Source organism: Brachybacterium ginsengisoli (genome assembly GCF_002407065.1).
Taxonomy (GTDB): Bacteria; Actinomycetota; Actinomycetes; order Actinomycetales; family Dermabacteraceae; genus Brachybacterium; species Brachybacterium ginsengisoli.
Genome location: NZ_CP023564.1, coordinates 1,176,045 through 1,201,731, shown reverse-complemented (window position 1 = coordinate 1,201,731; position 25,687 = coordinate 1,176,045). Strand labels below are relative to the sequence as shown.

The window sequence follows — 25,687 nt, the reverse complement described above, 5'->3', positions numbered from 1 at the left end:
GGCGCTCCGGCACCCGAGCGGCTCAGAGCTCCTGCAGCGTCCCGGACTCGACGTGCCAGCGCCGGTCGGTGCGCACGGTCTTGAGCATGCGCCGGTCGTGGGTGACCAGCAGCAGCGTGCCCTCGTAGCTCTCCAGCGCCTGCTCCAGCTGGTCGATCGCCGGCAGGTCCAGATGGTTCGTGGGCTCGTCGAGGACCAGCAGGTTCACTCCGCGGGCCTGCAGCAGGGCGAGCGCGGCGCGGGTCCGCTCCCCCGGTGAGAGCTCCTGCGAGGGCCGGCCCACGTGATCCGCGCGGAGCCCGAACTTCGCCAGCAGCGTCCGCACCTCCGCCGGGGAGAGCTCGGGCAGCTGGGCCTCGACGGCGTCGGCCAGCGGGAGCGCGCCGGTGAACAGGGAGCGGGCCTGATCGATCTCCCCGATCCTCACGTTCGCGCCGAGCGCGGCGGAGCCCTCGTCGACCTCCCGGGCGCCCAGCAGCGCGCGCAGCAGGGTCGACTTCCCGGCGCCGTTGGGGCCGGTGATGCCGATCCGGTCCCCGGAGTCGACCTGCACCGAGACCGGGCCCAGGGTGAAGCCGCCCTGGCGCACCACGGCGCCGGAGAGGGTCGCCACCACCGCACCGGAACGGGGCGCCGCGCCGATGGAGAACTGCAGCTGCCACTCCTTGCGCGGCTCCTCCACCTGGTCGAGGCGTGCGATCCGGCTCTCCATCTGGCGCACCTTGCGCGCCTGCTTCTCGCTGGACTCGGACTGCGCGCGGCGGCGGATCTTGTCGTTGTCCGGGGACTTCTTCATCGCGTTGCGCACGCCCTGGCTGGACCATTCACGCTGGGTGCGGGCCCGGGAGACGAGATCCGCCTTCGAGGCGGCGAACTCCTCGTACTGCTCGCGGGCATGGCGGCGCACGGTGGCCCGCTCCTCGAGGTAGGCGTCGTACCCGCCGCCGTAGAGGCGGTGGGAGTTCTGGGCGAGATCGAGCTCGAGCACCTCGGTGACGCAGCGGGCGAGGAACTCACGGTCGTGGCTGACCAGCACCGCTCCTCCACGCTGCCCCTGCACGAAGGCCTCGAGGCGCTGCAGCCCGTCGAGGTCGAGGTCGTTGGTGGGCTCGTCCAGGAGCACGAGGTCGAACCGGCTCAGCAGCAGCGCGGCGAGCCCCACCCGGGCCGCCTGCCCGCCGGACAGCGCGGTCATCAGGGTCTGATCCAGCGCGCCCACGGAGACGGGCAGGCCGAGCTCGGCGAGCACCACCGGGATCCGCTCCTCGAGGTCGGCGGCGCCGCTGGCGAGCCAGCGGTCCAGCGCGGTGGCGTACACGTCGGCCGGGTCCGGACCTCCGCGCGGAGCGGGCTCCTCGAGGGCGGCGGCCGCGGCGTCCATCTCGGCGGTGGCCTGCGCACAGCCGGTGCGGCGGGCGATGTACGCCCCGACGGTCTCCCCGGCCCGGCGCTCGTGCTCCTGGGGCAGCCAGCCCACGAAGCCGTCGGACGGGGAGAGCGAGACAGAACCGTCGTGCGGCGTCTCCACGCCCGCCAGCAGGCGCAGCAGGGTGGATTTGCCGGCGCCGTTCGCGCCGACCACGCCGATCACGTCTCCCGGGGCGACGGTGAGGTCGACCCCGTCGAACAGGACGCGGTGGCCGTAGCCGCCGGTCAGGCCGTGGGTGACGAGAGTGGCGGTCATCCGAGCATTCTCGCACCACCCACCGGGAGGCATGCCGCGACCACGTGGGACGACGCGACGACACCTGGGCTTCGAACCAGAATGTCCGCCCCATACGGCAGTGTGGTCCCGATCTTCCGCTCCATGTCCTGACCTTCGCTCTTCCCGGAGTCCGTTCGTTCATCACCCACGAGGGACCGTGCTCTTCACCCCCATCATGGCGGCCGCCTTCGGCGATTGGCTGGAACGCGAGCAGATACGGGCGGCGCTGTTCAGCGCGCGCCCGCAGCTGGACGCAACACTCCTGCTGGACCCGGATCGGCCGCTGCTGCGCATCCCCCTGCCCGGCGGTCCGACGATCATCGTCGCGAAGCTCGAGGACGGTCCGACGTCCCACTGGATCGTCGGCATCCCCCATCCGCAGTTCCCCACCCTGCAGGAGACGCGGACCCTCGACGAGCTCGTGGAGCAGGTGCTCGCCCACCTGGACTCGTGCGCCCCGGCCTCCGGCCGGCCGTGACCGTTCGTCACGCGGGTTTGTCGCTCGATGACGGCGTGAGACAGGAACCGTGACCGGGAAGGTCTGCTCGCCCTAGGGTCTGTCATCACCACCCGTTTGAGACGACCGAAGGACAGACATGACCACGATCGCCGAGCTCCGCGCCCGCTTCTCCCCGATCCTCGAGACCGTCGCCGCTGGCACGCTGGACCGCGAACAGGAGCGATCCCTCCCCGTCGACGCGGTGCGCGCCCTGGCCGAGGCCGGCTTCGGGACCGTGCGCATCCCGGTCGAGCAGGGAGGCCTGGGCGCGACGATCCCGCAGCTGACCGCACTGCTGATCGATCTGGCGGCCGCCGACTCGAACCTCCCGCAGATCTGGCGCGGGCACATCGCGTTCGTCGAGGACATCCTGGTCACGCCCCACACCGAGTTCCGGGAGCGCTGGCTGGAGAAGATCCTCGGCGGCGCCGTGATCGGGAACGCCTGGTCGGAGATCGGCTCCGTCGAGCGCGGCGCCTTCGGCACGAGCATCACCGTCGAGGGCGAGGCGGCCGAGGTGACCGGCCGGAAGTTCTACACCACCGGGTCGATCTTCGCGGACTACTCCGACACCCTCGTCCAGGCGGCCGATGGCAGCCAGCACATCGCCGTGGTCCCCCTGGACCAGCCCGCGGTGACCATCAGCGACGACTGGGACGGCTTCGGCCAGCAGCTCACCGGCACCGGGACCATCATCTACGACGGCGCCCGCCTCGAGAGCCGCGACGTGATCCCCTTCGAGGACCGGTTCGGCTACCAGACCGCCGTCTACCAGCTGGTGCTCGTGGCCGTGCATGCCGGGATCGCCGCCGCCGTCGAGGCCGACGCCGTCGCCGCCGTGGCCGCCCGTACCCGCACCTACAGCCACGGCAACGCCGATCGGGTGCGCCAGGACCCGCAGATCCTCCAGGTGGTCGGCGAGATCTCCGCCGTCTCCCACGCAGCAGCCGCCCTCGCGGATCAGGTCGCACAGGCCGTGCAGGCCGCGCACGACGCCACCGCCGCCCGCAGCGAGGACGCCCGCTCCGCCGTCATCGAGACCGAGATCGCCTCGGCCCGGGCCCAGGTCATCACCTCGCGTCTGGTGCCCGAGGCCGCGACCCGGCTGTTCGACGCTCTGGGCGCCTCCGCCGTGCGCCGGAGCACGGCGCTGGATCGCCACTGGCGCAACGCCCGTACCGTCGCTTCGCACAACCCGTGGGTCTACAAGGCCAAGGAGATCGGCGACTGGGAGGTCAACGGCACCCCGCCCGGATTCCAGTGGGGTATCGGCACGGTCACCTCCTCCGCGCAGGAGAGCGCCGGGCAGGTCGCCGATCGGTCGGCCGAGGCGTCCGGCGAGCGAGCCTCTGAGCCGTCCGAGGCGCAGCCCGTCGGCGTGTGATCCCCTCGCGGGCAGAGCATCCGCGCCGGGCGCCGCTCAGGCGCGCTCGGTCGCGGGTGCCTCCTCGTCCTCGGTGTCCAGGACCACGCCGCGGCGGATCGAGATCGTCACCGGCACCGCGATCGCGATCACGGCCGCCGCGGCGATCAGGTACCGCACCGGGTTCGCGTCGCCGCTGAGCGCGCTCATCCCCACCACAGCGGGGGCGATCAGCACGGCGACCAGGTTCATCACCTTGATCAGCGGGTTGATCGAGGGGCCGGCGGTGTCCTTGAAGGGATCGCCCACGGTGTCGCCGATGATGGTGGCCTCGTGGGCGAGGGAGCCCTTGCCGCCGTGGTGGCCGTCCTCCACGATCTTCTTGGCGTTGTCCCAGGCTCCGCCGGAGTTGGCGAGCATGATGGCCATCAGCACGCCGGTGGCGATGGCGCCGGCGAGATAGCCGGCCAGGGCGGGGGCACCGAGGCCGAAGCCCACGGCGATCGGGGCGGCGACCGCGAGCAGGCCCGGGGTGGCGAGCTCCCGCAGCGAATCGCGGGTGACGATGTCCACCACACGTCCGTACTCGGGCTTCGCGGTGCCCTCCATGATCCCGGCGATCTCCCGGAACTGACGGCGCACCTCGTACACGACGGCGCCGGCGGCACGGCCGACGGCGCTGATCGCGAGGCCGGAGAACAGGAACACCACGGCGCCGCCGATGATCACGCCCACCAGGGTCTGCGGGGCGAAGACCACCGACTGGTCCAGGAAGTCCTGGTAGCGATCGCCGAGCACCTCGTGGATCGCATCGGTGTAGGAGCCGAACAGGGCGGTCGCGGCGAGCACGGCGGTGGCGATCGCGATGCCCTTGGTGATCGCCTTGGTGGTGTTGCCAACGGCGTCGAGCTCGGTGAGCACCTGGGCGCCCTCGCCGTCCACGTCCCCGCTCATCTCGGCGATGCCCTGAGCGTTGTCCGTGACGGGGCCGAAGGTGTCCATCGTGACGATCACGCCCACCGTGGTGAGCAGGCCGCAGCCGGCGAGCGCGATCGCGAACAGCCCGGCGATCCCGGAGCCGCCGAGGAGGAACGCCCCGAACACCGCGGCCGCGATCACCAGGGCGGTGAACACTGCCGATTCCAGGCCCAGGGCGAAGCCGGAGAGCACCACGGTGGCGGCGCCCGTGCGGGAGGTCCCGGCGACCTGGCGCACCGGGCGGTCCTCGGTGCTGGTGTAGTAGCCGGTGAGGTAGAGGATCAGCACGCCGAGGGCGATGCCGATCGCCACGGCGCCGGCGGCGACGATCCGGGGATCGTCGATCGCGGCATCCGCCCGGTCCACGCCCAGCTCGGCGAAGCTGCCCGGCAGGTACACGAAGGCGGCCACCGAGCACAGCACCGCGGAGATGACGGCGGAGATCAGGAAGGAGCGTCGGATCGTGGTCAGCGCGCTCTGGCCCGTCTTCGGAGCGGTGAGGTAGATGCCGATCAGCGCCGTGAGGACGCCGATGGCGGGGACGATCAGCGGGAACACCATCCCCGCCTCGCCGAAGGCCGCCCGGCCCAGGATCAGGGCGGCGACCAGCGTCACTGCATAGGACTCGAAGAGATCCGCCGCCATGCCGGCGCAGTCGCCCACGTTGTCGCCCACGTTGTCGGCGATGGTCGCGGCGTTGCGGGGGTCGTCCTCGGGGATGTTCTTCTCCACCTTGCCCACGAGGTCAGCACCCACGTCGGCGGCCTTGGTGAAGATGCCTCCGCCCACGCGCATGAACATCGCGACCATCGCGGCGCCGAATCCGAAGCCCTCGAGCACCAGAGCGGCGTCCCCGCGGAAGATCAGCACCACGATGCCGGCGCCGAGGAGCCCGAAGCCGATGGTGGCCATGCCCACGCAGGCGCCGGTGCGCACCGCGATCAGCATCGCCGGATCTCGACCCGTCTCGTGGGCGGCCGCCGCCACGCGGACGTTCGCCCGGACCGCGAGCCACATCCCGAGGTAGCCGATCAACCCCGAGAACGCCGCGCCGACCAAGAAGGCGACGGACCGGGCGCCGCGCAGCAGCATCCCCTCCGCACCCGACGCCCCGTGGGCCGGCAGCAGCAGGAGCAGCAGGAAGGCGACGACGGCGAAGATGCCCAGTGTGCGCAGCTGCCGGCGGAGGTAGGCCGCCGCTCCCTCCTGCACGGCGCCGGCGACGGCGTTCATGGCCTCGGTCCCGGTCTTCGCGCGCAGCACCTCCGCCCGGAAGCGCAGGGCCATGGCGATCGCGATCAGCGAGATCACCACGATCACGACCACCGTGGTGAGGCTCGCGGCCGAGAGTGTGATGGTGTCGGGGTTCATGAGGGTCCTCCGCACGTCGTCGTGGGTCTGGGGTCCGTCATCTCGCCGCGCTCGACGCCGCCGCGATATGCGGGCACCCTAGTCGCGATCCGTTCCCGGGAACGGGGATTCGGGAATACTCGGCTCCGCCCCCTCCCCCGGACTGCGGGTCCGCGTCGAGCACCCGCTGCGGGCCGACGGCGATCAGTCCGGCGCAGCGGTGACGCCCAGGGCGGCCGCGTGTCCGCTGATCCGGCGCGCGAGATCGAGGTCGCGGCTGGTGATCCCGCCGACGTCGTGGCTCGAGAGCCTCACGCCGACTTCGGGATACGTGAGGGTCAGGTCGGGATGATGGTCCGCCTGCTCGGCGTCGGCGCCGATGCGCGCCACGAGATCGAGACCGGTGGCGAAGTCGCCGGTGGCGAACCGCGCGACGAGGGTCTCGCCGTCCTGTCGCCACTCGGCGAGGGCGGCCTCCTCGATCTCGGTGGGGGTCAGGGTCTGCTTCGGATCGGCCATGCACCCATCGTGCCCCCGTCGGACCGCGACGACCACCCCTGCGGCGTGCCGGTCCGCTGAGCGGCGAGCAATCCTCCCGTACGGGACACTGGAGGCATGGACGATCTGCTGGTGACGCCGGGCCCGGGGGCGCCCCGTGGCCTGCGCGTGCCGGCGGCCGAGCTGCGTGAGCAGTTCTCCCATGCCTCCGGCCCCGGCGGGCAGGGGGTGAACACCACCGATTCCCGCGTGCAGCTGAGCCTGGATCTCGCCGCCACCACAGCGCTGGACGAGGTGCAGCGCGCCCGGGTCCTCGCCCGTCTGTCCGCCCGCTCATCCGGCTCGGTGCTCACCGTCACCGCCGCCGAGCAGCGCTCCCAGCGCCAGAACCGTCGCGCGGCCCGTGAGCGGCTCGCCGCGCTGCTGCGCGAGGCGGTGGCGCCGGTGGTGGTGCGCCGAGCGACCCGGCCCACCAAGGGCTCGAAGCGTCGACGGCTCGAGGCCAAGCGGCAGCGGTCCTCCCTGAAGCAGTCGCGGCGTCAGCCCGGCTCCGACTGACCCGGAACCGTCGTGGCGTCGGGGCGGCCGCTGGATGGATGCCCCCCTGGCGGTGGATCTGGCCTAGGTTGAGCGCATGCTCCGTCACCTCCTCTCCCGAGCCTTCTGGGCCCTCAGCCCCTGGAAGCTCGTCTCGGAGCCCGCTCCGCAGCGCCCCGCCGTGATCATCGGCGCCCCGCACACCTCGAACTGGGACTTCGTGTTCATGCTGGCCATCGCCTGGCATCTGCGGATGCCGCTGCGCTGGTTGGGCAAGCACACCCTGTTCACCTCCTGGCGCGGGCCGCTGATGCGAGCCCTCGGCGGGATCCCGGTGGACCGCTCGGATCCGTCCCGCGTGGTCGAGGAGGTCGTGGCACGGGCACACTCCGGCGAGGTGTTCGGCCTGGTGATCACCCCCGACGGCACCCGCGGCGCGCACGAGGTGTGGAAGTCCGGCTTCTACCGCATCGCCCGTCGGACCGGCATGCCGGTGGTGCTGGGCTACGTGGACCGCACCACGATGACCACCGGCCTCGGCCCGAGCATCGAGCTGACCGGCGACATCGGCGCGGACATGGACCGGATCCGCGACTTCTACGCGGACTGCTCCGGCTACCACCCGTCCCTGCGGGTCGAACCGCGCCTGCGCGAGGAGGACGGTCCCGCGGAGGCGCCGGGAGACGCCGCCTGAGGGACGGCTCCGCGCGTGTGTTCCTGCCGGTGACCGGCGGCGACCTCCCGTAACGTACCCCTGTGACCCAGCCCACGGCGCCCCGATCCCCCCTCCGGCTCACTCGTCGCGGACGGCAGGTCCGCTCCGTCGTGGTGCTGCTGGCGGTCCTGCTTCTGGTCCTGGCACTGATCTCGATCGTCCGCGCCCTCCGCGACGGCGCGGCCGAGCCGCCCGCGACCTCCGGCGATCCCTCCACGGCGACGAGCGACGCGGGCGGGGCCGCCGCGGAGAAGAAGTCCGCGCTCTCCTCCCCCACCCCGGAGTCCGAGGGACAGGAGGACGGCGCGACGGCCGACGAGCAGGAGATCGTGCGCAGCGGCACGGTCGGCGACGGCACCTGGATGGTCGCCGACCCTGTCGCCGGCCCTGTCGCCGCCCCGTCGGACCCAGGATCCACTGTGCATCGCTATGCCGTGCGCGTCGAGGGCGGGACCGGCATCGAGGCCGATGAGGCGGCTGCGGCGATCGCGGAGGTCCTGGCGGATCCCCGGGGCTGGCAGGACCTCGAGGAGGTGACCTTCCAGCAGGTCGCGACGCTCGAGGAGGCCGAGTTCACCATCTCCCTGGCCTCTCCTCCGACAGTCGACGAGCTGTGCCTCCCGGCGAGGACCGGGGGCCTGTGGAGCTGCCGGATCGGGCCGGACGTCGCGCTGAACTCGGACCGCTGGCTGCACGCCACCCCGACCTACGAGGAGCTCGGGCCCTACCGCGCGTACATGATCAACCACGAGGTGGGGCACTTCCTCGGGCACGGCCACGAGAAGTGCGGGGCGGACGGCGAGCCCGCCCCTGTGATGCTCCAGCAGTCGATCGATCTGCAGGGCTGCGTGCCGAACGCGTGGCCGGCCGAGGAGCCCGGGCGCTGAGGGCGCCCCGGGGCCGCGCTCAGGCGCTCTCGGGGATCGGCTCCGCGCCGAGGTCCTCGGATCGCCGCCGGGAGCGCTCGTCCCAGTCGACGATCAGGCGCAGGAAGAGACCCCCGGCGAGGAGCCCGCCGACGAGATCGCTCGCCCAGTGCCAGCCGATGAGGAACGAGACGGTCACGGAGTTGATGCAGATCGCCACGACCACCCCGGTCAGGATCCGCACCAGGCGCTGCGAGGCGTCGGTGTACCGGGCGATGAGGTACACGGCGGCACCGTAGATCAGCACCGCCTCGGAGGCGTGACCGGAGGGGAAGCTGATGCCCTTCGCCCCCATGTCGAGGAACCCCGCCTCGAAGAAGCGCGGGTCACGCTCGTAGGTCACGCCGCGGGCGAGGATGACCTTCATCGAGCCGACGCCCGCCAGGAACCCCAGCTCGGCCAGGCCCGCGATGAGCAGCGGGCGCCAGGAGCGCAGCTTCCGGGCGATCACCGCGGCGACGAGCAGCAGGACCGGCAGGCAGACCATCTGGCCGGCGATGGGATCCAGCACGTCCTGCGCGAACGGCAGCAGCCCCGGCTCGATGCGGTACAGCCAGCGCTTGGCCAGGAAGAGGTCCATCGGCTGGAGGGGTCCGGCGGCCAGCAGGATCACCAGCAGCAGGGCGATGGCGAGACTCGGAGCCGAGGTCAGGCGGTCCCACCACGAGCGTTCACGCAGGAGATGACGCCCGCCGGCGACACGGGTGTCGAGGAGGGCATCACGCGGGGACTCGATTTCGGCGACCATTGGTCAAGAAGTCTAAAAGGATTCTGTGCACTCCTCCCAGTCCGAGCGGTCAAGCTCTCATCCCCCGCCCTGCCCTCCGGCCCCGGCGTCGAGCGGAGATCAGACGGCCGCGCGACCGTCGGCGCAGGTCACCGCACGCCCGCCTGCGGGGTGGGAGCCATCGTGGTGGACGTGGTGGGAGCCGTATCACCGCCGGTGCGGGAGGACAGCCTGCCCGCCAGCCAGGACGCCACCTTCGTGAGGAGGTAGTTGATCGCGATGAATATCAGCGCTCCGACCACGAGGGTCTGCAGAATGTTGGAATATCCCGAGCCGAGCTGGCGCGAATACTGCAGGAGCTCGTAGAAGCCGATCATGTATCCGAGCGCGGAATCCTTGAGGATCACCACGAACTGGCTGAGCAGCGAGGGCAGCATCGCCGTGAGCGCCTGCGGGATCTCCACGATCCGCAGGGACTGGCCGTTGGTCATGCCGATCGCGGCGGCGGCCTCCCGCTGCCCCTTCGGCAGCGACCTCACCCCGGAGCGGATCAGCTCGGCGATGACCGCGCCGTTGTAGACGGTCAGGCCGATGATCACGGCGAAGTAGGCGGAGTCCTCGTTGGCGATGAACCCTGCGGAAGCGACGTTCCGCGCGAGGAAGAAGTACAGGAAGAACATCATCACCAGCACCGGCACGGCGCGGAAGAACTCCACGACCACGCCGGCGGCTCCGCGGACGATCGCGAAGGGGGCCAGGCGCAGGAATCCGAACACCAGACCGAACAGCATCGCGGTGATCACGGCGATGCCGGAGGACTGCAGCGTGAACTGCAGACCGGGCAGGTAGTAGTTGGACCAGGCGCTGCCGTTCACGGCGCTGAGCCACTTCTGCGGGGCGAGCTGGCCCTGGGTGTTCAGCTGCATCAGCACCAGGGCGGCGATCGCCAGCACTCCGAGGAGGGCGATCACGTTCGCGATCAGGACGTTGCGCCGGGCCTTCGGTCCGGGGGCGTCGAAGAGGACGCCGGGCTGCGCGCTCATCGGGCCACCGCCAGCTTGTCGGAGAGCCAGGTGGTCACCAGGCCCATGGGGATGACGATCGCGCAGAAGCCGATGGCGATCGTGAGGAAGATGTAGATCATCAGATCCGGGTTGAACTCGAGCATGGTGCGCATCAGGCCGGAGGCCTCCGCCACCGAGGCGGCTGCGGCGACCGTCGTGTTCTTGGTCAGGGCGATGAGGGTGTTGCCCAGCGGCGTGATCGCTCCGCGCAGAGCCTGCGGGAGCACCACGATCCGGGCTGCGGGGAGGAAGGTGAGGCCGATGGCGCGCGCCGCCTCCACCTGCCCCAGCGGCACGGTGTTCACCCCGGACCGGATCGCCTCGCACACGAAGGAGGCGTGGTAGAGCGTCAGGGCGATCACCGCGTAGGTGAAGAAGTTCAGGTCGAAGCTGGAGAAGAAGGTGACCTTGAGCTGGCCCCAGACCGCGAGCACGCCGAGCACCATGATGATCGTCAGCGGGGTGTTGCGGACGATGTTGACGTAGCCGGTGCCGATGGCCCGGAACGAGCCCACCGGTGAGATCCGGAACAGGGCCAGCACGACGCCCAGCACGAAGGAGCCGACGGCGGCGAAGGCCGTCAGCTTGATGTTCATCCAGAAGGCGCCGAGCACGTCGTACTCGGTGAAGACGTCGAGGAATCCGTTCATGTGCTTCCTGTCCGGGGGCCTGCGGCCGCCGATGGGTCCGTCAGGCGACGGGGAGGGCGGTGGCGGGACGGGCTGCGGCCCGTCCCGTCACCGTCATCGGTGGGAGGAGGTCAGCTCAGTCGTCGCAGGACTCGAGCTGGGCGTCGGCGCCGCTGTTCAGCTCCTCGGAGGGCGCGTAGCCGGTGCCCTCGGTGGCGGTGTCCAGCGCCTTCTGCCAGGCGCCGTCCTCCTTCATCTTGGTGATGGCGTCGTTGATGCCCGAGCAGTTCTCGGAACCGGTGGGGATGCCCACGCCGTAGCGCTCGACGCTGAAGGCGTTGCCGACGACCTTGAACTTGCCGGAGTTCTCCGGGGTCGCGGCCAGGCCGGCGAGGATGATGTCGTCCGTGGTCACGGCGTCGACCTGGCCGGACTCGAGGTAGGTCACGCACTCGGCGTAGCCGCCCTGCTCCACCAGCTCCACGCCGGAGGAGTACTCGTCCTTGATCTTCTGGGCGGAGGTCGAACCGGTCACCGAGCAGAGGTTCTTGCCGTCCAGGGCGTCCGGGCCGGTGATCTCGGTGTCGTCGGCGCGCACCAGGAGATCCTGGCCGGCCACGAAGTAGGGGCCGGCGAAGTCGATGCGCTCGTCGCGCTCGTCGGTGATGGAGTAGGTCGCGAAGATCATGTCGACCTCGCCGCCCTCGAGGGCGTTCTCGCGGTTGGCCGAGGGGGTCTGGACCCACTCGATCTCGTCCTCGGCGTAGCCCAGCTCGCCCGCGACGTACTTCGCGACCTCGACGTCGAAGCCGGTCGGGGCGCCGTCGCCCTCGCGGAAGCCGAGACCGGGCTGGTCGTACTTGATGCCGATGCGGAGGCCGTCGCCGCCGCCGTCGTCGCTGCCGCCCTCCCCGCCTCCGGACTGGGACGGCGAGCAGGCGGACAGGGCCAGGGTGGCTGCGGCGGCGATCGCCGCTGCGGATGCGAGCTTCTTGCGCATGGTTCCTCCAGAAGGTGGGTGTGGTCGTCGGGGGCGTGCGATCAGTGGGCCAGGATCTTCCCGAGGAAGTTCTTGGCCCGTTCGTGCTGCGGTGCGGTGAAGAAGGACTCCGGGTCCGTGTCCTCCAGGACCCGCCCGGCGTCCATGAAGATGACGCGGTCCCCGGCCTTGCGCGCGAAGCCCATCTCGTGGGTGACCACGACCATGGTCATGCCCTCCCTGGCGAGCTGGACCATGACGTCGAGGACCTCCTGGACCATCTCCGGGTCCAGGGCGGAGGTGGGCTCGTCGAACAGCATGACCTTGGGCTTCATGGCGAGCGCCCGCGCGATCGCGACGCGCTGCTGCTGCCCGCCGGAGAGCTGGGCCGGCATCTTCTTGGCCTGCTGGGCGACTCCGACGCGCTCCAAGAGCTCCATGGCCTCCTTCTCCGCCTGGGCCTTCTTGATGCCCTTGACCTTGATCGGCCCCACGGTGACGTTCTCGAGGATCGACTTGTGGGCGAAGAGGTTGAAGGACTGGAACACCATTCCCACCTCGGCGCGGAGGGTGGCCAGGGCCCTGCCCTCCTCGGGCAGGACCTTGCCGTCGATGAGGATGCGGCCGCCCTCGTCGATCGTCTCGAGCCGGTTGATGGTGCGGCACAGCGTCGACTTGCCGGAGCCGGAGGGGCCGATCACGATCGCGACCTGCCCCTCGGGGATGGTGAGGTCGATGTCGGTCAGAGCCTGGAACGAGCCGAAGTGCTTGTTGACGTTCTGGAGCTCGACCAGGGGTCGCCTGGCTGTCGGGGCGGCGCTCTCCGACTCCGGTGTGGTCTGCGTCATGCCCGAGAGGCTATCGGCTCGATGACCGCATTCCTCGTGGTCGCAGGCGCCTTGATCAAATCGTTGCCTGTTCGGCGGAGCAGGGTTCCGGCCCGGCCGTCCGCCATGGGGAGAACCCCCGGTCCCTCCGAGGGTCATCCCCGGTGCGGTGCGTCGATCCTGCGCGTAGCGTCGCTGCCATGAGATCACTCTTCGACTCCCTGCGACGACTCCGGTTCCGACGAGGCCCCCAGCGGCTCGTGGGCGGCATCTCGGGCGGCCTCGCCGACGCCTTCGGGGTGAACGTCTGGCTGGTCCGCGTGCTGGTCCTCGCCTCCTTCCTGCTGCCCGTGCTGGGCCTCGGCGCGTATCTGATCGCCTGGGCGCTGCTGCCCTGGCAGGACGGGTCCATCCCGCTGGAACGGGTGCTCCCGGACTGACCGGCAGCTCCCCGGGCACCGGAGTCCGCCCCGCGGGAGCCACCTGGTCCCCGAGCATTCATCGCGCTGTCACGCGCCCGTCACGGCGACGGCGTTGACTCGCCGCATGCAGAGAATCCCCTCCCCGAACCGCCGCGCCCTCCTCCAGGGCGCCGCGGCCGCCGCCCTCGCCACGACCCTCCCCGTCGGCTCGGCGCTCGCCGCGCCGGCGCGGCCCGTCGGCCCCGTCGGCTCCCGGCTGACGCTGCCGTCCGGGCTGCAGACCGGCGACGTCACCTCCCGCTCGGCGGTGCTGTGGTCCCGCGCCTCGGGCGCCGGCCGCCTGCACGCGGTGCTGCATGCGCTGGACGCCGACGGCGAGCGGGTGAGCCCCCGCGGCAAGGGCAAGGGGCACGGCCCGATCACCCTGCGCGGCGGATGGGCCCGGCCCGAGACCGACTTCACCGCACGCCTCAGCGCGGACGGACTCCCCGCCGGCACCTTCTTCGAGACGGAGATCTTCTTCGAGGACGAGCACGGGCGGCGCGGCGAGGTGGGCACCGGCCGCTTCAGCACCGCGCCGGGTCGCCGCTCCGACGGCGCCCACACCTTCGTGTGGACGGCCGACACCGCCGGCCAGGGCTACGGCATCAACCCCGATGTGGGGGGCATGTTCGGCTACGAGACCATGCGCTCGCTGGCCCCGGACTTCTTCCTCCACGCCGGGGACACGATCTACGCCGACGGCCCGATCGCCGAGTCCGTCGAGGAGCCCGACGGCACCGTGTGGCACAACCTCGTGACCGAGGAGGTCTCCAAGGTGGCCGAGACGCTGCAGGAGTTCCGCGGGCGCCACAGCTACAACCTGATGGACGAGAACATCCGTGCGATGTACGCCGAGGTGCCGGTGATCGCCACCTGGGACGACCACGAGACCACCAACAACTGGTGGGCAGGCGAGGTGCTCGAGGACGACCGCTACACGGTGCGGGACGTGAACACCCTCGCCGCCCGGGGCCGACGGGCCTGGCAGGAGTACCAGCCGATCGCGGACCCGCGGGCGATGTCGCGCGGATCGGGCTTCGAGCCCACACGCATCTACCGCCAGATCGAGCGCGGCCCCGATCTGGACGTGTTCGTGCTCGACATGCGCACCGACAAGGGCGAGAACACCGACGGGCTCGAGCAGCACGAGACCTCCATGCTGGGCGAGGAGCAGCTGCAGTGGCTGCTGCGCGGTCTCCGGACGTCCAAGGCCACCTGGAAGGTGATCCTCGCCGATCTGCCGCTGGGCATCGTGGTCCCCGACGGCAAGGGGCAGGAGTCGATCGCCAACGCGGAGGACGGCGCGCCGCTGGGCCGTGAGCTCGAGCTGGCCCGCCTGCTCTCGGGGATCAAGGCGCAGAAGACGAAGAACATCGTGTTCCTGACCGGCGACGTCCACTACTGCGCCGCCCACCACTACTCCCCCGAGCGCGCCGCCTTCACCGACTTCGACCCGTTCTGGGAGTTCGTCGCCGGCCCCATCAACTCCGGGTCCTTCGGGCCCAACGAGATGGACATGACCTTCGGGCCGCACGTCGACTTCCAGAAGGCCGGCCCCACGATGGGCTCCCCGCGCGACGGCACCGGACAGTTCTTCGGCCGGGTCGAGGTCGCGCCGCAGGGCGAGGCGTTCACGGTCGAGCTCATCGACGCGAACGGCGATGTGCAGTACACCCGGACGCTGACCCCGGAGAGCTGAACGGCGGCCGGTGGGCCGGCTCGCCCGTGCGGGCCAGCTCAGCGCGAGCGTACGACGCGGGGGCCGACGGTGCGAGCCCCCAGGGCGGTCACCCGCGACCGCAGCTCGCGGTCCGCGGTGACGACGACGGCGCTCTCCCCCTGGTCGGAGAGCCGTTCGACGACGTCGACGATCGTGTCGTCGCCGATGCCGGGGGCCTCCACGACCTGCACCGTCGGCGTGGAGTCGACGCCGCGGGCCCGCCCCTCGACCACCAGGATCAGGGCGGGGGTCGCGTCGAGCTGCAGGTCCTGGCCGAGGCCTTCGGGGTCGAGCGCGTCGCGCAGCCGCCGCGTCGCCCCGGCGCGATCGCGCCACCAGCCGTCGGGCACGCTGCCCACGCAGTTGGCGGCGTCCACGACCACGGTCGTGGGCGCTCCGAGGACATCAGGGAGGTCGGTGCCCGTCGCCCCGGCGTCCGGCATCGCGCTGTCCGGCGCGTCGTCCGATCGGTCCGCGTGCCGGTCGTCCCCCGGCCCGTCCGCAGGAATCGCGGTCCGCTCGCGCATGGAGTGCCTCCTCGGGCTCCGTGGTGATCCGGCCATCGACCCTATGCTCCGCTGCGCACTCACAGGTGCACGGCCGGGCCGGAGCGGTCCGTCGCGGCGGGGGCAGCTCCGGGCCTTCCCGACGGCGCGGGCTCAGGCCCCCGGTGCCTCGACCTCCCAGATCGTGGTGGTGCCGGAGACCTCGTTGCCGACGACCAGCAGCGGCCGGCCGGTGGGGCTGTCCTCCGCCGTGATGAAGTGCAGGCCCTCCGGACCCAGGTCACCGGCCGTGCCGGCCTCCGGGTCGCCCGAGAAGTCGCGGCCCGTCGCGTAGCCGACGATCCCGGCGCTCTGCGGATCCGTGACGTCCACGACGGCGATGCCGGAGTCACGCTCGAGGCCGACGAAGGCGTAGCGCTGCTCGCCGATCGCGCCGACGGTCACGCCCTCGGGCTCGGGGCCCTTGTTGTCGCTGCGGTCGTCGAAGGAGCCGTTCTCGGAGTGGTCAGAGTTGAAGTCCTCGGGATGCTCCTCGGCGATCAGCTGCTCGAGGCCGTCGCCGCTGTCCCACACCATCTTCCCCGAGCGGTCCAGGATGCTCACGGACCGGCCGCCGAAGGAGTGCAGCTCGGTGTAGCCGTTCGGGCCCTGCGGCGAGGCGGAGGAGACCGTGAGACCGCCGAGGTTCTCCTCGAGCTGCAGCTCCTCCGCGTCGGGGAACGCCGCGGGGTCCAGCGTGAGGTCCTGGACCTCGACCTCCTCCTCGAAGCCGTCGTACTCGCGGGCGTCGCCCTCGTTGGCGGTGACCAGGAACTCCTCACCGTCCGGGGTCTCGTACGAGGAGACGGCGTCGGGCATGTACATGCCCTGGGCCGGGTGCGTGGTGATGTCGAGGGCGTCGTCGTCCTTGGAGGCGTCCAGGCCCTGTCCCGGCACGGAGTGGTCCTTGAGGCCCAGGGGCACGATGTCCACGATCCGTGCGGACTGCACGTCGATGACGGCGACGGCGTTGGCCTCCTGGAGGGTGGCCCAGGCGGTGCGTCCGTCCGTGCTGGTGGTGATGTACTCGGGCTCGAGGTCCTGGGCGACGGAGGCACCGGGCCCGACGAGGCGCACTCCGGCATCCTCCAGCTGTCCGGCGCGGCCGTTGAAGGGGTGGAAGCCCGCGGTGCGCACCCGGGCCTTCTCGACGCCGTTCGCGAGGGAGACGACGGAGACGCTGCCCTCGGGATCGACCTGTCCTTCGTCGTAGCCCTCCGGCTCTCCCTCGTTGGCGACCAGGACGTTCCTGCCGTCCGGGGTGAAGGTGACCATGTCGGGCAGGGCGCCCACGGTCAGCGAGCGGATCTTCTCCAGGCTGCCGCCGTCGAAGAAGGAGACGGTGCCGGGGTCGGTGGTGGTCTCGGCCTGCTCGGCGACCGCGATGAGACCACCGTGGACGGCGACGGAGTTGGCGCCCGGGGTGTCGAGGGTGCCCACCTTCGTGGGAGCGGTCGGATCCGAGATGTCCAGGACGTCGACGGTGCCGGCCTGGGCGTTGACCACGAAGACCTGCTGGGTGGCGGGGTCATGGGCGACGATCTCGGAGGCGCCTTCGTCGAAGGCCCCGGTGGAGTAGGTGCCGAGCGGGGTGAGGGTGACCTCGTGGGCGGGGGCGGCGGTGGCGCTGCCCGCTCCGAGCAGGGCGGTGAGGGCGGTGGTCGCGGTCAGGGCGAGGGCTGCACGGCGGGTGCGCTGGGTGAGGGACATGCGCGCACCGTAGAGAAGCCTGTCGGGGACCCGGAGACCGGATGATGACGGGACGGTGAATGCCCGGTGTCGATCGTCTCCGGGGGCCCCGCCCGACGTCGCGGGCCCGTCAGTCGATCGTCTCCCCGGCGAGCGCGCGGGCGCCCAGTCGCTCCTCCTCGCTGACCTCCCACACCTCATGGGCCGCGTGCAGCGCGAGCAGGATGATCAGGCAGCCCAGCACGAGGTCGGGCCAGCCGGAGGCGGTCCAGGCCGTGATCACCGCCATCGCGATGATGGCGAGGTTGACCAGCACGTCGTTGCGGGCGGAGAGGAAGGCGGCACGGCCCAGCGAGCCGCCGTGCCGGCGCACGCGGGAGATGATCAGGGCGCTGGCGCCGTTGACCACCACGGCGCCGAGGGAGGCGAGGACGACGGGCAGCACCGCCGGTGCCGGTGGCGCGGGGAACCTGCTGACCGCCTCCCAGGCGGCGAACGCGGCAGGCACGAGGATCACGAGCGCCATGACCTTGCCCATCACGGCCCGTCGGGCGGTGGCCCAGCCGAGGGCCACGACGATCAGGAGGTTGATCGCGGTGTCCTCGAGGAAGTCGACGCTGTCGGCGAGCAGCGCCACGGAGCCTGCTCCGAGCGCGACGGTGAACTCGACGACGAAGTAGCCGAGGTTCAGCAGCGCGACGGTGAGGACCGCGCGACGCACTGCTCGGGGGTCGAAGGCGCTGTGGGGCACCGACGGATCATCTCAGGTTCGCGGCCCGGTGCGGCACGCGAGCATCTCCCTCAGACCTCGCCGGTGAGGGTCTCCACGGTGTAGTCCCGGGCGATCGCCGAGGTGGCTTCGAACCACCTGCTCGAGCGGACGCGGGCCTGGTGCGCGTCGAACGCGAGCTGGTCCTCGAAGAGCTCGGAGACGGTCCAGACCAGGGGGTCCTCCGTCGGCTCGACCGCGAAGCGGAGGCAGCCGGGCTCTGCGAGGGTGAGGGCGACGTGCTCGGGCAGATGCTCGCGGACCGCAGCGGCCTCGTCGAGGTCCGCGCAGAGCAGCCGGCCGGTCAGCGCGACGGCGCCGGGTGCCGGGTCGGGACGCGTGCTGCCTGTGGGCTCGGCGGTCATGTCGCGGTTCCTTGCTCGTCGACGTCGTGTGCGTCCGCGACCTTATCGAGCGTGACGTCGCGCGGACGTCGCCGTCCGCGAGACGCCGGCCGCTGCCGAGCTCACGGTCCGAGATGCTTCCGGACCCGGCCCCAGTCAGCGGTGGGCGTGGCGGACTGCGCGGCGTCGAAGTACCTCCGCCGATTCAGCAGGTCGAGGCCGGCGTGGTGCGCGACGAGGACGCGGCGGTCCACACGCACCTCGCGGAGGGTGGCGTCCACCTCCTCCGGGGCGCCGAGCAGGATCGGGTCCAGGATGTCCCCATGATCGGGCACCACGGGCCCGGCCTCAGATCCTCGGGCGGGCAGCGGACGTCGAACCGAGCCCCCAGAGGGGTCGCCGTGCGCGAGGGTTCGCCGTAACGTGAGCAGATGGCACTCGAACTGGACGCAGTGGTCTTCGACGTGGCCGACGCGATGTCCGCGGCGACCTTCTGGGCAGGGATGCTCGAGCGGAGCGTCCGCCTCGAACCCGGCGGCGCCTCGGTCCCGGGTGACGCGACCCAGGTGGGGCTGCGGTTCGTCACCTCCCGGACCGAGCAGGCTGGGCCTCGCCATCTGCATCTGCTCCTGACCAGCAGCAGCGCGGAGGACCAGCAGGCGATCGTGGAACGGGCCCTGGAACTGGGCGGCCGGCACCTCGACGTGGGCCAGGGACCCGAGGAGCCGTTCGTGGTCCTCGCGGATCCTCAGGGGAACGAGCTGTGCATCATCGAACCGGGCAACGCCTATCTCGCCGGGACCGGCACGCTCGGCGAGGTCACGTGCGATGGGGCTCCGGCCGTGGGCCGTTTCTGGCGCGACGCGCTGGGCTGGCCGCTGGTGCTGGACGAACAGGGGCAGACGGCGGTCCAGTCCCCGCTGGGCGGCACGAAGATCTCCTGGGACTCCTGGGAGGAGGACCCGCCCCGCCCTGCGCACCGCCGGAACCGACAGCGCTTCGATCTGATCTGCACGGAACCCGAGATCGAGGTAGAGCGACTGCTTGCCCTCGGGGCGACACGGCGCGAGGACCAGGACGGCCATCTCGAGCTGGCCGATCCCGGCGGCCACGAGTTCGGCCTCCGCCGCAGCAGTGGTACCACGCGGTGACTAGTTGATGATCTCCGCGCGGGACTCCTGCATCGCTGCGAGCCGCTCGCGCCACATCTCGACCTCCGCAGGCTCCAGCCGCGTCCACTCAGTGACCTCCTCGAGCACGGTCAGCGGCGCCGTGCTGCGGTAGGACTGCGTGGGGTTCCCGGGGAACTTCTTGTCGGTGACGTTCGGATCGTCCTCGAACGGTCCCGTCGGCTCCACGCGATAGACGTGGGGCTCGGATCCTTCGGGACCGAGCAGCACGGCGATCTCGGCGGCCAGTCCCCCGCCGTCGCGCCGCGCGGTGAAGTAGACGTGGTTCATCGTCACCTCGGGCCGGTAGTTCGAGGGACGGCCTGCGGTGATCTGATCACCGACGGCGAGCTCCGCGCGCGTGCCGTGGAAGTACAGGGGGCGCTGCGACTCCTTCGAGGCATCCATGCGGTGAGTCTGCCACGAGGAGCAGGGGCGACGAGGAACGCGGCGAGGGGCGCGGGCTCAGCCGCCGTGGCTCTGGTCGAGCTCGCGCTGGTTCCGTCTGGTCGCCGTCACCAGGACAGTGCTCAGCACGGTGGCACTGAGCGCGGCGACGCCGATGAGCAGCCAGATGCCGATCTCGGGGTCGATCAGGTCGAGCACGTAGATGGCGAGCACACAGGCCGCGAGCAGCGCCCCCTCCACGATGGCGAATCCGACGAAGAATCTGGTCAGCCGCTCCTGCTGTCGCCTGCGCAGGGCGTCCGTGGTCGGTGTGGTCGAACCGTGGTCGGAGAGCTCGCGCATGCGTCGAGCGTACCGGGGTCGCTGCGACTCCTTCGGGGCATCCATGCGGCGAGTCTTCCACTGCTCGCGCGGCGGCGGACGCTCCGCGCGGTCAGCCCTCGACCCGCCAGCGCCGCCCATCGGCCACGTAGACGATGCGTGCGTGGCGGCGGTCCGGTGAGCCCTGCCAGAACTCGACGCGGGTGGCCCGGACCCGCCAGAGCGTCCAGTCCTCGGCATCCACCGCCGCCTGGGCCGCCGCGCTCCTGGCGCGGAGGTCGGCGAGGCTGTCCTCGCGCGACGCCTCGACCACGGCCCCGCGGACCCTGACCGAACGCACCAGGGGCTGCCACCAGAAGGTGAGGGCCGCGTGCGGGTTCGCCGCGAGCTGGCCGCCCTTGATGCTGCTCCGGGTGCTGGCGAACGCCCAGCCCCGCTCGTCGACGTCCTTGAGCACGAGCACTCGCGCGTCGGGCGCCCCGTCGGCGTCGACGGTCGACAGGGTCATCGAGTGCGGTTCCGCCACCTGGTGATCCTGCGCGACGGCCAGCCACTGCAGGAAGAGCATCACCGGATCCTCGGGCAGAGCACGGAGATCCAGGGAGGGCGCGGAACCTGACAGGGCAGGCAGCGCCCGCAGCTGCTTCGCCGTGGAGTCCGTCATGAGGTCTGCTCCGCGGCCTCGGCCGCGCGGGCGAGCCAGGCCGGGGTGCGGCCCGGACGCTGAAGCGGGATCAGCTCGCCGGCCTCGCAGCAGGCGACGAGCTGCCGGGCCCGGCGCTCCCGGGTGCTCTGCTGCTTCGCGGTCATGATCCAGTGCCGCACGACCTTGCGGTATCCCGCGGTGGCCTCGGCGAGGAATGCCCCAGTGCCGGGAGACGCGTCGAGGATCGCCTGCAGCTCCGGGGTGAGGTCCGCCGCCTCGTTCTCATGGGAGTAGGTGCCCGATCGTTCGGCCGAGCGGCGATCGAACGCGGCGAGGCCGGCGGGGTGCATGCGTCCCTCCGCCCGAAGCCGCTCGACGTGCGCGATGTTCACGGCCGACCAGGTGCTGCGGGCGGTGCGCGGCGTCCAGCGCTGGCGGCGGGAGTCCTGGTCGATGCGCTGGGAGACCGAGTCGATCCATCCGAAGCACAGCGCCTCGATCACCGCGTCCGACCATGTCAGGCCTCGATCGGTGACGTGCGCGAGCCGGAGCTCCATCCACAGCTCGGTGTCGGTGTCGTGGTGGCGCTCGAGCCACGAGCGGAACTCATCGGCGTCGCGGAAGAAGATCGCCGGCCGCTCGGCCGTGCCGCCGGAAGTTCCGGGATCGGGGTTCATGGGCTCAGCCTATGGGCCGGCGCTGACGTCAGGCGAAGCGGACCCAGCGCCGCCAGTCCTCCTGGAGCTCGTAGCCCATCGCCGCCCACGCCCGCTCGCCGAGGGTGTTCCCACTCAGCACCATCGCGTCGAAGCGGATCGCGCCGAGCGATCGCAGCCGCGCCTCCGCGGCCCGCATGAGGAGCCGGCCGATCCCCTGCCCTCGGGAGTCGGGGTCGACCGCGAGACGGTAGAGATGGGCGCGCCAGCCGTCCCAGCCCGCGATGACGGTGCCGACGATCTCTCCGTCCACCTCGGCCACGAGGATCGCGTCGGCGTCCCGGCGCAGCAGGTTCTCGACCAGTGCCGCGTCATCCCCGGGACGGGAGGCGTTCTCTCCGGCCACCGCCCAGAACGCCTGCAGGGCGGGCACGTCCTCGACGTCGGCCCGGCGGATGCTGGGCCCGACGCCGCTCGGACGGCCTGCGGGCGCGGGAGGAACCTCGGCTCGCACCTCCTCGACGATGCTGGTCCCGGTCTCGGGGCGCGACTCCCAGGCCCACGACTCCTCGAGCCGCACGCGGCCGTCGTCGAGGACCACGATCCGACTCTCGCAGCGGCCGGTCGCCGTGGTCCCGTCCTCGCTGAGATGGGCGTAGCGGAAGGTGAGCTTCTCCCCGTCACGGGTTCCCACGAGGTGGCCTCGGCGGATCTCCCCGCCCGAGTACTCGGCCCAGATCTCGCCCGCCTCCTGGTGGTAGTGGAAACGCGTCGAAGCACCCACCTGGCCGGTCTCCGCATTGCGGACGCCGGCGAAGATCTTGCCGTCCAGAGGAACAGTGGCACTGGTGTGCGGGGAAGTCATCGAGGCAGGGTATCCGCTGGCCACCGGACGGAACCGGACCGTCCGCATCGACAGACGGGAGCCGTCGACAGCCCGCGGACACCCGTAGCCGCACAGGAGGCAGGAAGGGATCTGATCTGCCGACCGGTCTAAGCTCCCCGTCGGCACCCGCCGCACCAGGAGGTCCCCATGCCGCAGCAGCCCGTCTCCTTCACCGACGTCTCCCTGGAAGGCCTCGAGTCCTCTCCCGTCGCGTCGACCCTCGCCGGTCTGCGCGCCAACGAGGCCCGCTACTTCTCGACGAAGTACCAGCACACCTTCACGGTGCTGCCCGTGGCGGAGGCGCCCGACACCCTCGCCTGGGTCGAGGAGATCCTGCGCAGCGAGCGGGACATGGTCATCTCCTCCCCCGCGCTCGAGCTGAGCGTCAACGACGTGGACGGCATCCACTGGGTGCACGCGTTCTACGAGTCCGGCCTGTCACTGAACGTGCTGTGGACCGTGGCCGGCGGCGGCAAGCGCGCGGTGGGTCTGAAGCTCTCCGAGGGCATGGAGGTGCCCTAGGAGCTCTCCGCCTTCAAGTTCGCGCGGCAGAAGTCGAAGCTCGCGGGCACGATCCGCGGATCGTACTTCGTCATCAAGGGCGAGCACCCGCTGCCCGAGAGCGCCTGAGCTCCTGGCGACGCCGGGACAGCCAGGCATCAGAGCGCCACAGCACCGCCGGGCGGCATGTGCGCCCGAACCCGCTGCCGCCGGCGTGCCCCTTCCCGACCCGCCGACCGCACGGCTCCTTCCCAACGGCCGTCCCCGCGCCGGGCAGGGCGCTCTCGCCCGGGCACTCACCTCGCTGCAGGCGCCCGCCCCCCCCACCACCACCAGCACTGCTTTCGAGCACCGCGCACCTATCGATTGACAAACGATAGATACCGATCGATACTCGATGCATGACCATGCAGACCGTCCGTCGGACCCTCATCATCATCCTCGAGGCCGGGCTCCTCCTTGCGCTCCTGGCCTGCGTCTTCCTCCAGACCGTCGTCGTGCCGACGGCTCTCGCCGACGAAGCCCTCATCGACCCGGTGGTCGCCCGCTCCCAGGGGGCGCTGACGGCCATCGGGATCCTGGGGATCGCCTGCTTCGAGGCCGTGCTCATCGCGACCGGCATGCTCCTGCGGCACTCCTGGAACGACTCGATCTTCACCAAGCGCCCCTTCCTCTGGGTCGATGTGACCATCGGGGCGTGCCTCCTCGCGGCGGGGCTCAGCCTCGCCGCAGCACTCACCGACGTCCTCGCCCCGGTCACCCTGGCGACCACCGCCACCGAGGGCTCGGAGACGGGCACCGGCCTGGGCCTGCTCATCGCCGGCACGATCGGCGCCGCGACGGGCATCGCCGGCGCACTGGTCGTCGCCGTGATGCGGGACCTCCTCAAGCGGGCGGTCACCCTCCGCCAGGAGCTGGACGAGGTGATCTGAGGTGGCCATCTCCGTCCGGCTGGACGTGCTGCTCGCCGAGCGCGGGATGAGCGTGGGCGATTTCGCCGCGGCCATCGGAATCACCCCCGCCAATGTCGCGGTGCTCAAGAACGGGCGGGCGCGCGCCGTCCGCTTCGAGACCCTCGATGCGATCTGCCGCGTCCTCGACTGCACACCCGGTGACGTCCTCGTGCGGGAGCCCGAGGACAGCTGACGCTCCTTACGGGGGATCCGGCAGCCTCGGCTGTCCCGCTCGGACCCGTCCCGCCGTTGACCTAGGCTCGGGGCGTGGAATCCGTCCTGAACATCTCCGGCTACCTGTTCACCCAGATCACCGATCGGGAGCAGCTGCGCCCCGTGCTGCGCGAGCGTGCGACGGCCGCCGGGCTGAAGGGCACGATCCTGCTGGCGGAGGAGGGCATCAACATGGTCCTCGCCGGCGAGGCCTCCGCGGTGCGCGGCTTCGTGGACTCCCTGCGTGAGGAGCCCCGTTTCACGGCCCTGACCACGAAGGAGAGCTGGTCGCAGGAGCAGCCGTTCCGCAAGATGCTGGTGAAGCTCAAGAACGAGATCATCCGCATGGACCACCCCACCATCCGCCCCGCCGAGGAGCGCGCTCCGGCCGTCGCCCCGCCCACCCTGAAGCGCTGGCTGGACCAGGGCCGCGACGACGAGGGCCGCGAGGTGGTCATGCTCGACACCCGCAATGCCTTCGAGGTCGACTACGGCACCTTCGACGGCGCGATCGACTGGCGGATCGAGCGGTTCACGCAGTTCCCCGCGGCGGCCGCATCCCACCGCGAGGCGCTCGAGGGTCGGACCGTGGTGAGCTTCTGCACCGGCGGCATCCGCTGCGAGAAGGCCGCGATCCATCTGCGCGACGAGGGCATCGACGCGCTCCAGCTCGAGGGCGGGATCCTCGGGTACTTCGAGTCGGTCGGCGAGGAGCATTTCGAGGGCGAGTGCTTCGTCTTCGACGAGCGCGAGGCGCTCACCCCGGACCTCATGCCGCGAGAGGGCGCCAGCCCGTCGGCCGCCGCGCGGGAGCCTCGAGCCTGCTGAGGCGCCGTGGGTGGTGCCCTCGCAGCCGCTCGGCACACCTCGCTAGGCTGAAGGCATGGCCACAGTTCTCCTCGTGCGACACGGTCGCACCACAGCCAATGCGACCGGTGTCCTGGCAGGTCGGACCCCCGGCGTCAGCCTGGATCAGACCGGCCGGGACCAGGCGGCGCGAACCGGGGAACGGCTCGCAGCAGTGCCCGTGGTCGCGGTGGTGTCGAGCCCTCTCGAGCGCTGCGCGGAGACCGCCCAGGCCATTCTCGAGCGGCAGCGGGTCGCGCCGACTTCCCTGGTCGAACCCGACCTGACGGAGTGCGACTACGGCCAGTGGCAGGGCCGCGCCCTCTCCGAGCTCGCCGCCGAGGCGCTGTGGTCGACCGTGCAGTCCTACCCGTCGGCCGCCGTCTTCCCCGGCGGTGAGTCCATGACGGGGATGCAGTCGCGGGCGGTGGCGGCGATCCGGCGCCACGATGCCGCCGTCGAGGCCGAGCGCGGGCCGGGAGCGGTCTGGGCGGCGGTGAGCCACGGCGACATCATCAAGTCGATCCTCGCCGACGCCCTCGGCACGCATCTCGACCTGTTCCAGCGTCTCGAGGTGGGCCCTGCGTCTGTCTCGATCGTGAACTACGGCGCGAACCGACCCCGGGTCCTGGCGACCAACACCGTCGCCGGCGATCTCTCGTGGCTCGCAGGAAGTGCTCCCCCCGGTGATGCCCCGGTGGGCGGCGGGGCCGGCACCGACACAGCGGAGGACCAGAGGCCTAGGATCGAGTCATGACCG

General features: G+C 71.3%; 30 protein-coding genes and 1 pseudogene. 13 read left to right on the top strand and 18 right to left on the bottom strand.

What is annotated here, in order from left to right; translation table 11 throughout:
- Positions 1 to 22: 22 nt before the first annotated feature.
- Complete coding sequence (locus CFK41_RS05340) at positions 23 to 1,684, bottom strand: ABC-F family ATP-binding cassette domain-containing protein (RefSeq protein WP_096798730.1); 1,662 nt, start codon at positions 1,682 to 1,684, stop codon at positions 23 to 25.
- A 178-nt stretch (positions 1,685 to 1,862) separates the two neighbouring features.
- On the opposite strand from CFK41_RS05340, the gene CFK41_RS05335 reads away from it, so the two are divergent.
- Both CFK41_RS05335 and CFK41_RS05330 read left to right on the top strand, forming a co-directional pair.
- Positions 1,863 to 2,183 (top strand): hypothetical protein, encoded by a 321-nt coding sequence (locus CFK41_RS05335; protein WP_096798729.1) that lies wholly within the window; start codon positions 1,863 to 1,865, stop codon positions 2,181 to 2,183.
- Between the two features lie 118 nt (positions 2,184 to 2,301).
- Entirely contained in the window at positions 2,302 to 3,588 is a 1,287-nt protein-coding gene (locus CFK41_RS05330) for an acyl-CoA dehydrogenase family protein (protein ID WP_096798728.1), read from the top strand.
- A 36-nt stretch (positions 3,589 to 3,624) separates the two neighbouring features.
- Here the strand turns inward: CFK41_RS05330 and CFK41_RS05325 are convergent, their stop codons facing one another.
- Both CFK41_RS05325 and CFK41_RS05320 read right to left on the bottom strand, forming a co-directional pair.
- Positions 3,625 to 5,916, bottom strand: a complete 2,292-nt coding sequence (locus CFK41_RS05325; RefSeq protein WP_096798727.1) for a sodium-translocating pyrophosphatase — start codon at positions 5,914 to 5,916, stop codon at positions 3,625 to 3,627.
- A gap of 183 nt (positions 5,917 to 6,099) precedes the next feature.
- Positions 6,100 to 6,414: a 4a-hydroxytetrahydrobiopterin dehydratase gene (locus tag CFK41_RS05320; protein ID WP_096798726.1), complete on the bottom strand. Its 315-nt coding sequence runs from the start codon at positions 6,412 to 6,414 to the stop codon at positions 6,100 to 6,102.
- Between the two features lie 96 nt (positions 6,415 to 6,510).
- On the opposite strand from CFK41_RS05320, the gene arfB reads away from it, so the two are divergent.
- The 3 genes from arfB to CFK41_RS05305 all read left to right on the top strand — a co-directional run bounded on the left by arfB (position 6,511) and on the right by CFK41_RS05305 (position 8,532).
- Complete coding sequence (gene arfB / locus CFK41_RS05315; protein ID WP_096798725.1) at positions 6,511 to 6,951, top strand: alternative ribosome rescue aminoacyl-tRNA hydrolase ArfB; 441 nt, start codon at positions 6,511 to 6,513, stop codon at positions 6,949 to 6,951.
- Positions 6,952 to 7,027: 76 nt separating this feature from the next.
- Positions 7,028 to 7,624 carry a 1-acyl-sn-glycerol-3-phosphate acyltransferase gene (locus CFK41_RS05310; RefSeq protein ID WP_096798724.1) on the top strand — a complete coding sequence of 199 codons (597 nt, stop codon included), beginning with the start codon at positions 7,028 to 7,030 and terminating at the stop codon, positions 7,622 to 7,624.
- 62 nt (positions 7,625 to 7,686) lie between these two features.
- The gene (locus tag CFK41_RS05305; protein ID WP_151904683.1) at positions 7,687 to 8,532 is read left to right on the top strand and encodes a DUF3152 domain-containing protein; all 846 of its coding nucleotides are present in this window, start codon (positions 7,687 to 7,689) and stop codon (positions 8,530 to 8,532) included.
- Between the two features lie 19 nt (positions 8,533 to 8,551).
- On the opposite strand, the gene CFK41_RS05300 is transcribed toward CFK41_RS05305, so the two are convergent.
- From CFK41_RS05300 to CFK41_RS05280, 5 genes are all read right to left on the bottom strand, one after another.
- Positions 8,552 to 9,319, bottom strand: coding sequence for a phosphatase PAP2 family protein (locus CFK41_RS05300; RefSeq protein ID WP_096798722.1), 768 nt, complete (start codon positions 9,317 to 9,319; stop codon positions 8,552 to 8,554).
- A 128-nt stretch (positions 9,320 to 9,447) separates the two neighbouring features.
- Complete coding sequence (locus CFK41_RS05295) at positions 9,448 to 10,341, bottom strand: amino acid ABC transporter permease (RefSeq protein ID WP_096798721.1); 894 nt, start codon at positions 10,339 to 10,341, stop codon at positions 9,448 to 9,450.
- Positions 10,338 to 11,012 carry an amino acid ABC transporter permease gene (locus tag CFK41_RS05290; RefSeq protein WP_096798720.1) on the bottom strand — a complete coding sequence of 225 codons (675 nt, stop codon included), beginning with the start codon at positions 11,010 to 11,012 and terminating at the stop codon, positions 10,338 to 10,340. The genes CFK41_RS05295 and CFK41_RS05290 overlap by 4 nt, the downstream gene beginning before the upstream one ends.
- A gap of 115 nt (positions 11,013 to 11,127) precedes the next feature.
- Entirely contained in the window at positions 11,128 to 11,991 is an 864-nt protein-coding gene (locus CFK41_RS05285) for a glutamate ABC transporter substrate-binding protein (RefSeq protein WP_096798719.1), read from the bottom strand.
- A 41-nt stretch (positions 11,992 to 12,032) separates the two neighbouring features.
- Entirely contained in the window at positions 12,033 to 12,818 is a 786-nt protein-coding gene (locus CFK41_RS05280) for an amino acid ABC transporter ATP-binding protein (RefSeq protein WP_096798718.1), read from the bottom strand.
- A 179-nt stretch (positions 12,819 to 12,997) separates the two neighbouring features.
- Between CFK41_RS05280 and CFK41_RS05275 the strand changes: the two genes are divergently transcribed.
- Positions 12,998 to 13,237 (top strand): PspC domain-containing protein, encoded by a 240-nt coding sequence (locus tag CFK41_RS05275; protein ID WP_096798717.1) that lies wholly within the window; start codon positions 12,998 to 13,000, stop codon positions 13,235 to 13,237.
- Positions 13,238 to 13,343: 106 nt separating this feature from the next.
- Positions 13,344 to 14,960 carry an alkaline phosphatase D family protein gene (locus tag CFK41_RS05270; protein WP_096798716.1) on the top strand — a complete coding sequence of 539 codons (1,617 nt, stop codon included), beginning with the start codon at positions 13,344 to 13,346 and terminating at the stop codon, positions 14,958 to 14,960.
- A gap of 38 nt (positions 14,961 to 14,998) precedes the next feature.
- Here the strand turns inward: CFK41_RS05270 and CFK41_RS05265 are convergent, their stop codons facing one another.
- The 5 genes from CFK41_RS05265 to CFK41_RS05245 form a co-directional block, all read right to left on the bottom strand.
- Positions 14,999 to 15,508 carry a PIN domain-containing protein gene (locus tag CFK41_RS05265; protein WP_227873217.1) on the bottom strand — a complete coding sequence of 170 codons (510 nt, stop codon included), beginning with the start codon at positions 15,506 to 15,508 and terminating at the stop codon, positions 14,999 to 15,001.
- A gap of 132 nt (positions 15,509 to 15,640) precedes the next feature.
- Positions 15,641 to 17,236, bottom strand: coding sequence for a choice-of-anchor I family protein (locus CFK41_RS05260; RefSeq protein ID WP_151904682.1), 1,596 nt, complete (start codon positions 17,234 to 17,236; stop codon positions 15,641 to 15,643).
- A gap of 109 nt (positions 17,237 to 17,345) precedes the next feature.
- Positions 17,346 to 17,966 (bottom strand): cation transporter, encoded by a 621-nt coding sequence (locus CFK41_RS05255; protein ID WP_096798715.1) that lies wholly within the window; start codon positions 17,964 to 17,966, stop codon positions 17,346 to 17,348.
- Positions 17,967 to 18,016: 50 nt separating this feature from the next.
- Positions 18,017 to 18,349: a putative quinol monooxygenase gene (locus CFK41_RS05250; RefSeq protein WP_096798714.1), complete on the bottom strand. Its 333-nt coding sequence runs from the start codon at positions 18,347 to 18,349 to the stop codon at positions 18,017 to 18,019.
- Between the two features lie 101 nt (positions 18,350 to 18,450).
- Positions 18,451 to 18,666 (bottom strand): DUF6357 family protein, encoded by a 216-nt coding sequence (locus tag CFK41_RS05245; RefSeq protein WP_096798713.1) that lies wholly within the window; start codon positions 18,664 to 18,666, stop codon positions 18,451 to 18,453.
- Positions 18,667 to 18,759: 93 nt separating this feature from the next.
- Between CFK41_RS05245 and CFK41_RS05240 the strand changes: the two genes are divergently transcribed.
- The gene (locus CFK41_RS05240) at positions 18,760 to 19,479 is read left to right on the top strand and encodes a VOC family protein (RefSeq protein WP_096798712.1); all 720 of its coding nucleotides are present in this window, start codon (positions 18,760 to 18,762) and stop codon (positions 19,477 to 19,479) included.
- On the opposite strand, the gene arr is transcribed toward CFK41_RS05240, so the two are convergent.
- The 5 genes from arr to CFK41_RS17720 form a co-directional block, all read right to left on the bottom strand.
- Positions 19,480 to 19,905, bottom strand: coding sequence for an NAD(+)--rifampin ADP-ribosyltransferase (arr, locus tag CFK41_RS05235; RefSeq protein WP_096798711.1), 426 nt, complete (start codon positions 19,903 to 19,905; stop codon positions 19,480 to 19,482).
- Positions 19,906 to 19,962: 57 nt separating this feature from the next.
- On the bottom strand, positions 19,963 to 20,247 hold the full coding sequence (locus CFK41_RS05230) for a hypothetical protein (RefSeq protein WP_096798710.1): 285 nt from the start codon (positions 20,245 to 20,247) through the stop codon (positions 19,963 to 19,965).
- Positions 20,248 to 20,338: 91 nt separating this feature from the next.
- Positions 20,339 to 20,890: a pyridoxine/pyridoxamine 5'-phosphate oxidase gene (locus CFK41_RS05225; protein WP_096798709.1), complete on the bottom strand. Its 552-nt coding sequence runs from the start codon at positions 20,888 to 20,890 to the stop codon at positions 20,339 to 20,341.
- Complete coding sequence (locus CFK41_RS05220; RefSeq protein ID WP_096798708.1) at positions 20,887 to 21,549, bottom strand: YdeI/OmpD-associated family protein; 663 nt, start codon at positions 21,547 to 21,549, stop codon at positions 20,887 to 20,889. Before CFK41_RS05220 ends, CFK41_RS05225 begins: the two co-directional genes overlap by 4 nt.
- 28 nt (positions 21,550 to 21,577) lie before the next feature.
- Complete coding sequence (locus tag CFK41_RS17720; protein ID WP_151904681.1) at positions 21,578 to 22,393, bottom strand: GNAT family N-acetyltransferase; 816 nt, start codon at positions 22,391 to 22,393, stop codon at positions 21,578 to 21,580.
- A 168-nt stretch (positions 22,394 to 22,561) separates the two neighbouring features.
- On the opposite strand from CFK41_RS17720, the pseudogene CFK41_RS05205 reads away from it, so the two are divergent.
- From CFK41_RS05205 to CFK41_RS05185, 5 genes and pseudogenes are all read left to right on the top strand, one after another.
- Positions 22,562 to 23,044 (top strand): annotated as a pseudogene (locus tag CFK41_RS05205) (phage tail protein).
- A 272-nt stretch (positions 23,045 to 23,316) separates the two neighbouring features.
- Positions 23,317 to 23,847 carry a DUF2975 domain-containing protein gene (locus tag CFK41_RS05200; RefSeq protein WP_096798707.1) on the top strand — a complete coding sequence of 177 codons (531 nt, stop codon included), beginning with the start codon at positions 23,317 to 23,319 and terminating at the stop codon, positions 23,845 to 23,847.
- A gap of 1 nt (position 23,848) precedes the next feature.
- Positions 23,849 to 24,061: a helix-turn-helix domain-containing protein gene (locus CFK41_RS05195; RefSeq protein WP_096798706.1), complete on the top strand. Its 213-nt coding sequence runs from the start codon at positions 23,849 to 23,851 to the stop codon at positions 24,059 to 24,061.
- Positions 24,062 to 24,135: 74 nt separating this feature from the next.
- The gene (locus tag CFK41_RS05190; RefSeq protein ID WP_096798705.1) at positions 24,136 to 24,909 is read left to right on the top strand and encodes a sulfurtransferase; all 774 of its coding nucleotides are present in this window, start codon (positions 24,136 to 24,138) and stop codon (positions 24,907 to 24,909) included.
- 55 nt (positions 24,910 to 24,964) lie between these two features.
- The gene (locus tag CFK41_RS05185) at positions 24,965 to 25,684 is read left to right on the top strand and encodes an MSMEG_4193 family putative phosphomutase (protein WP_174705960.1); all 720 of its coding nucleotides are present in this window, start codon (positions 24,965 to 24,967) and stop codon (positions 25,682 to 25,684) included.
- The last annotated feature ends 3 nt before the right edge of the window (positions 25,685 to 25,687 follow it).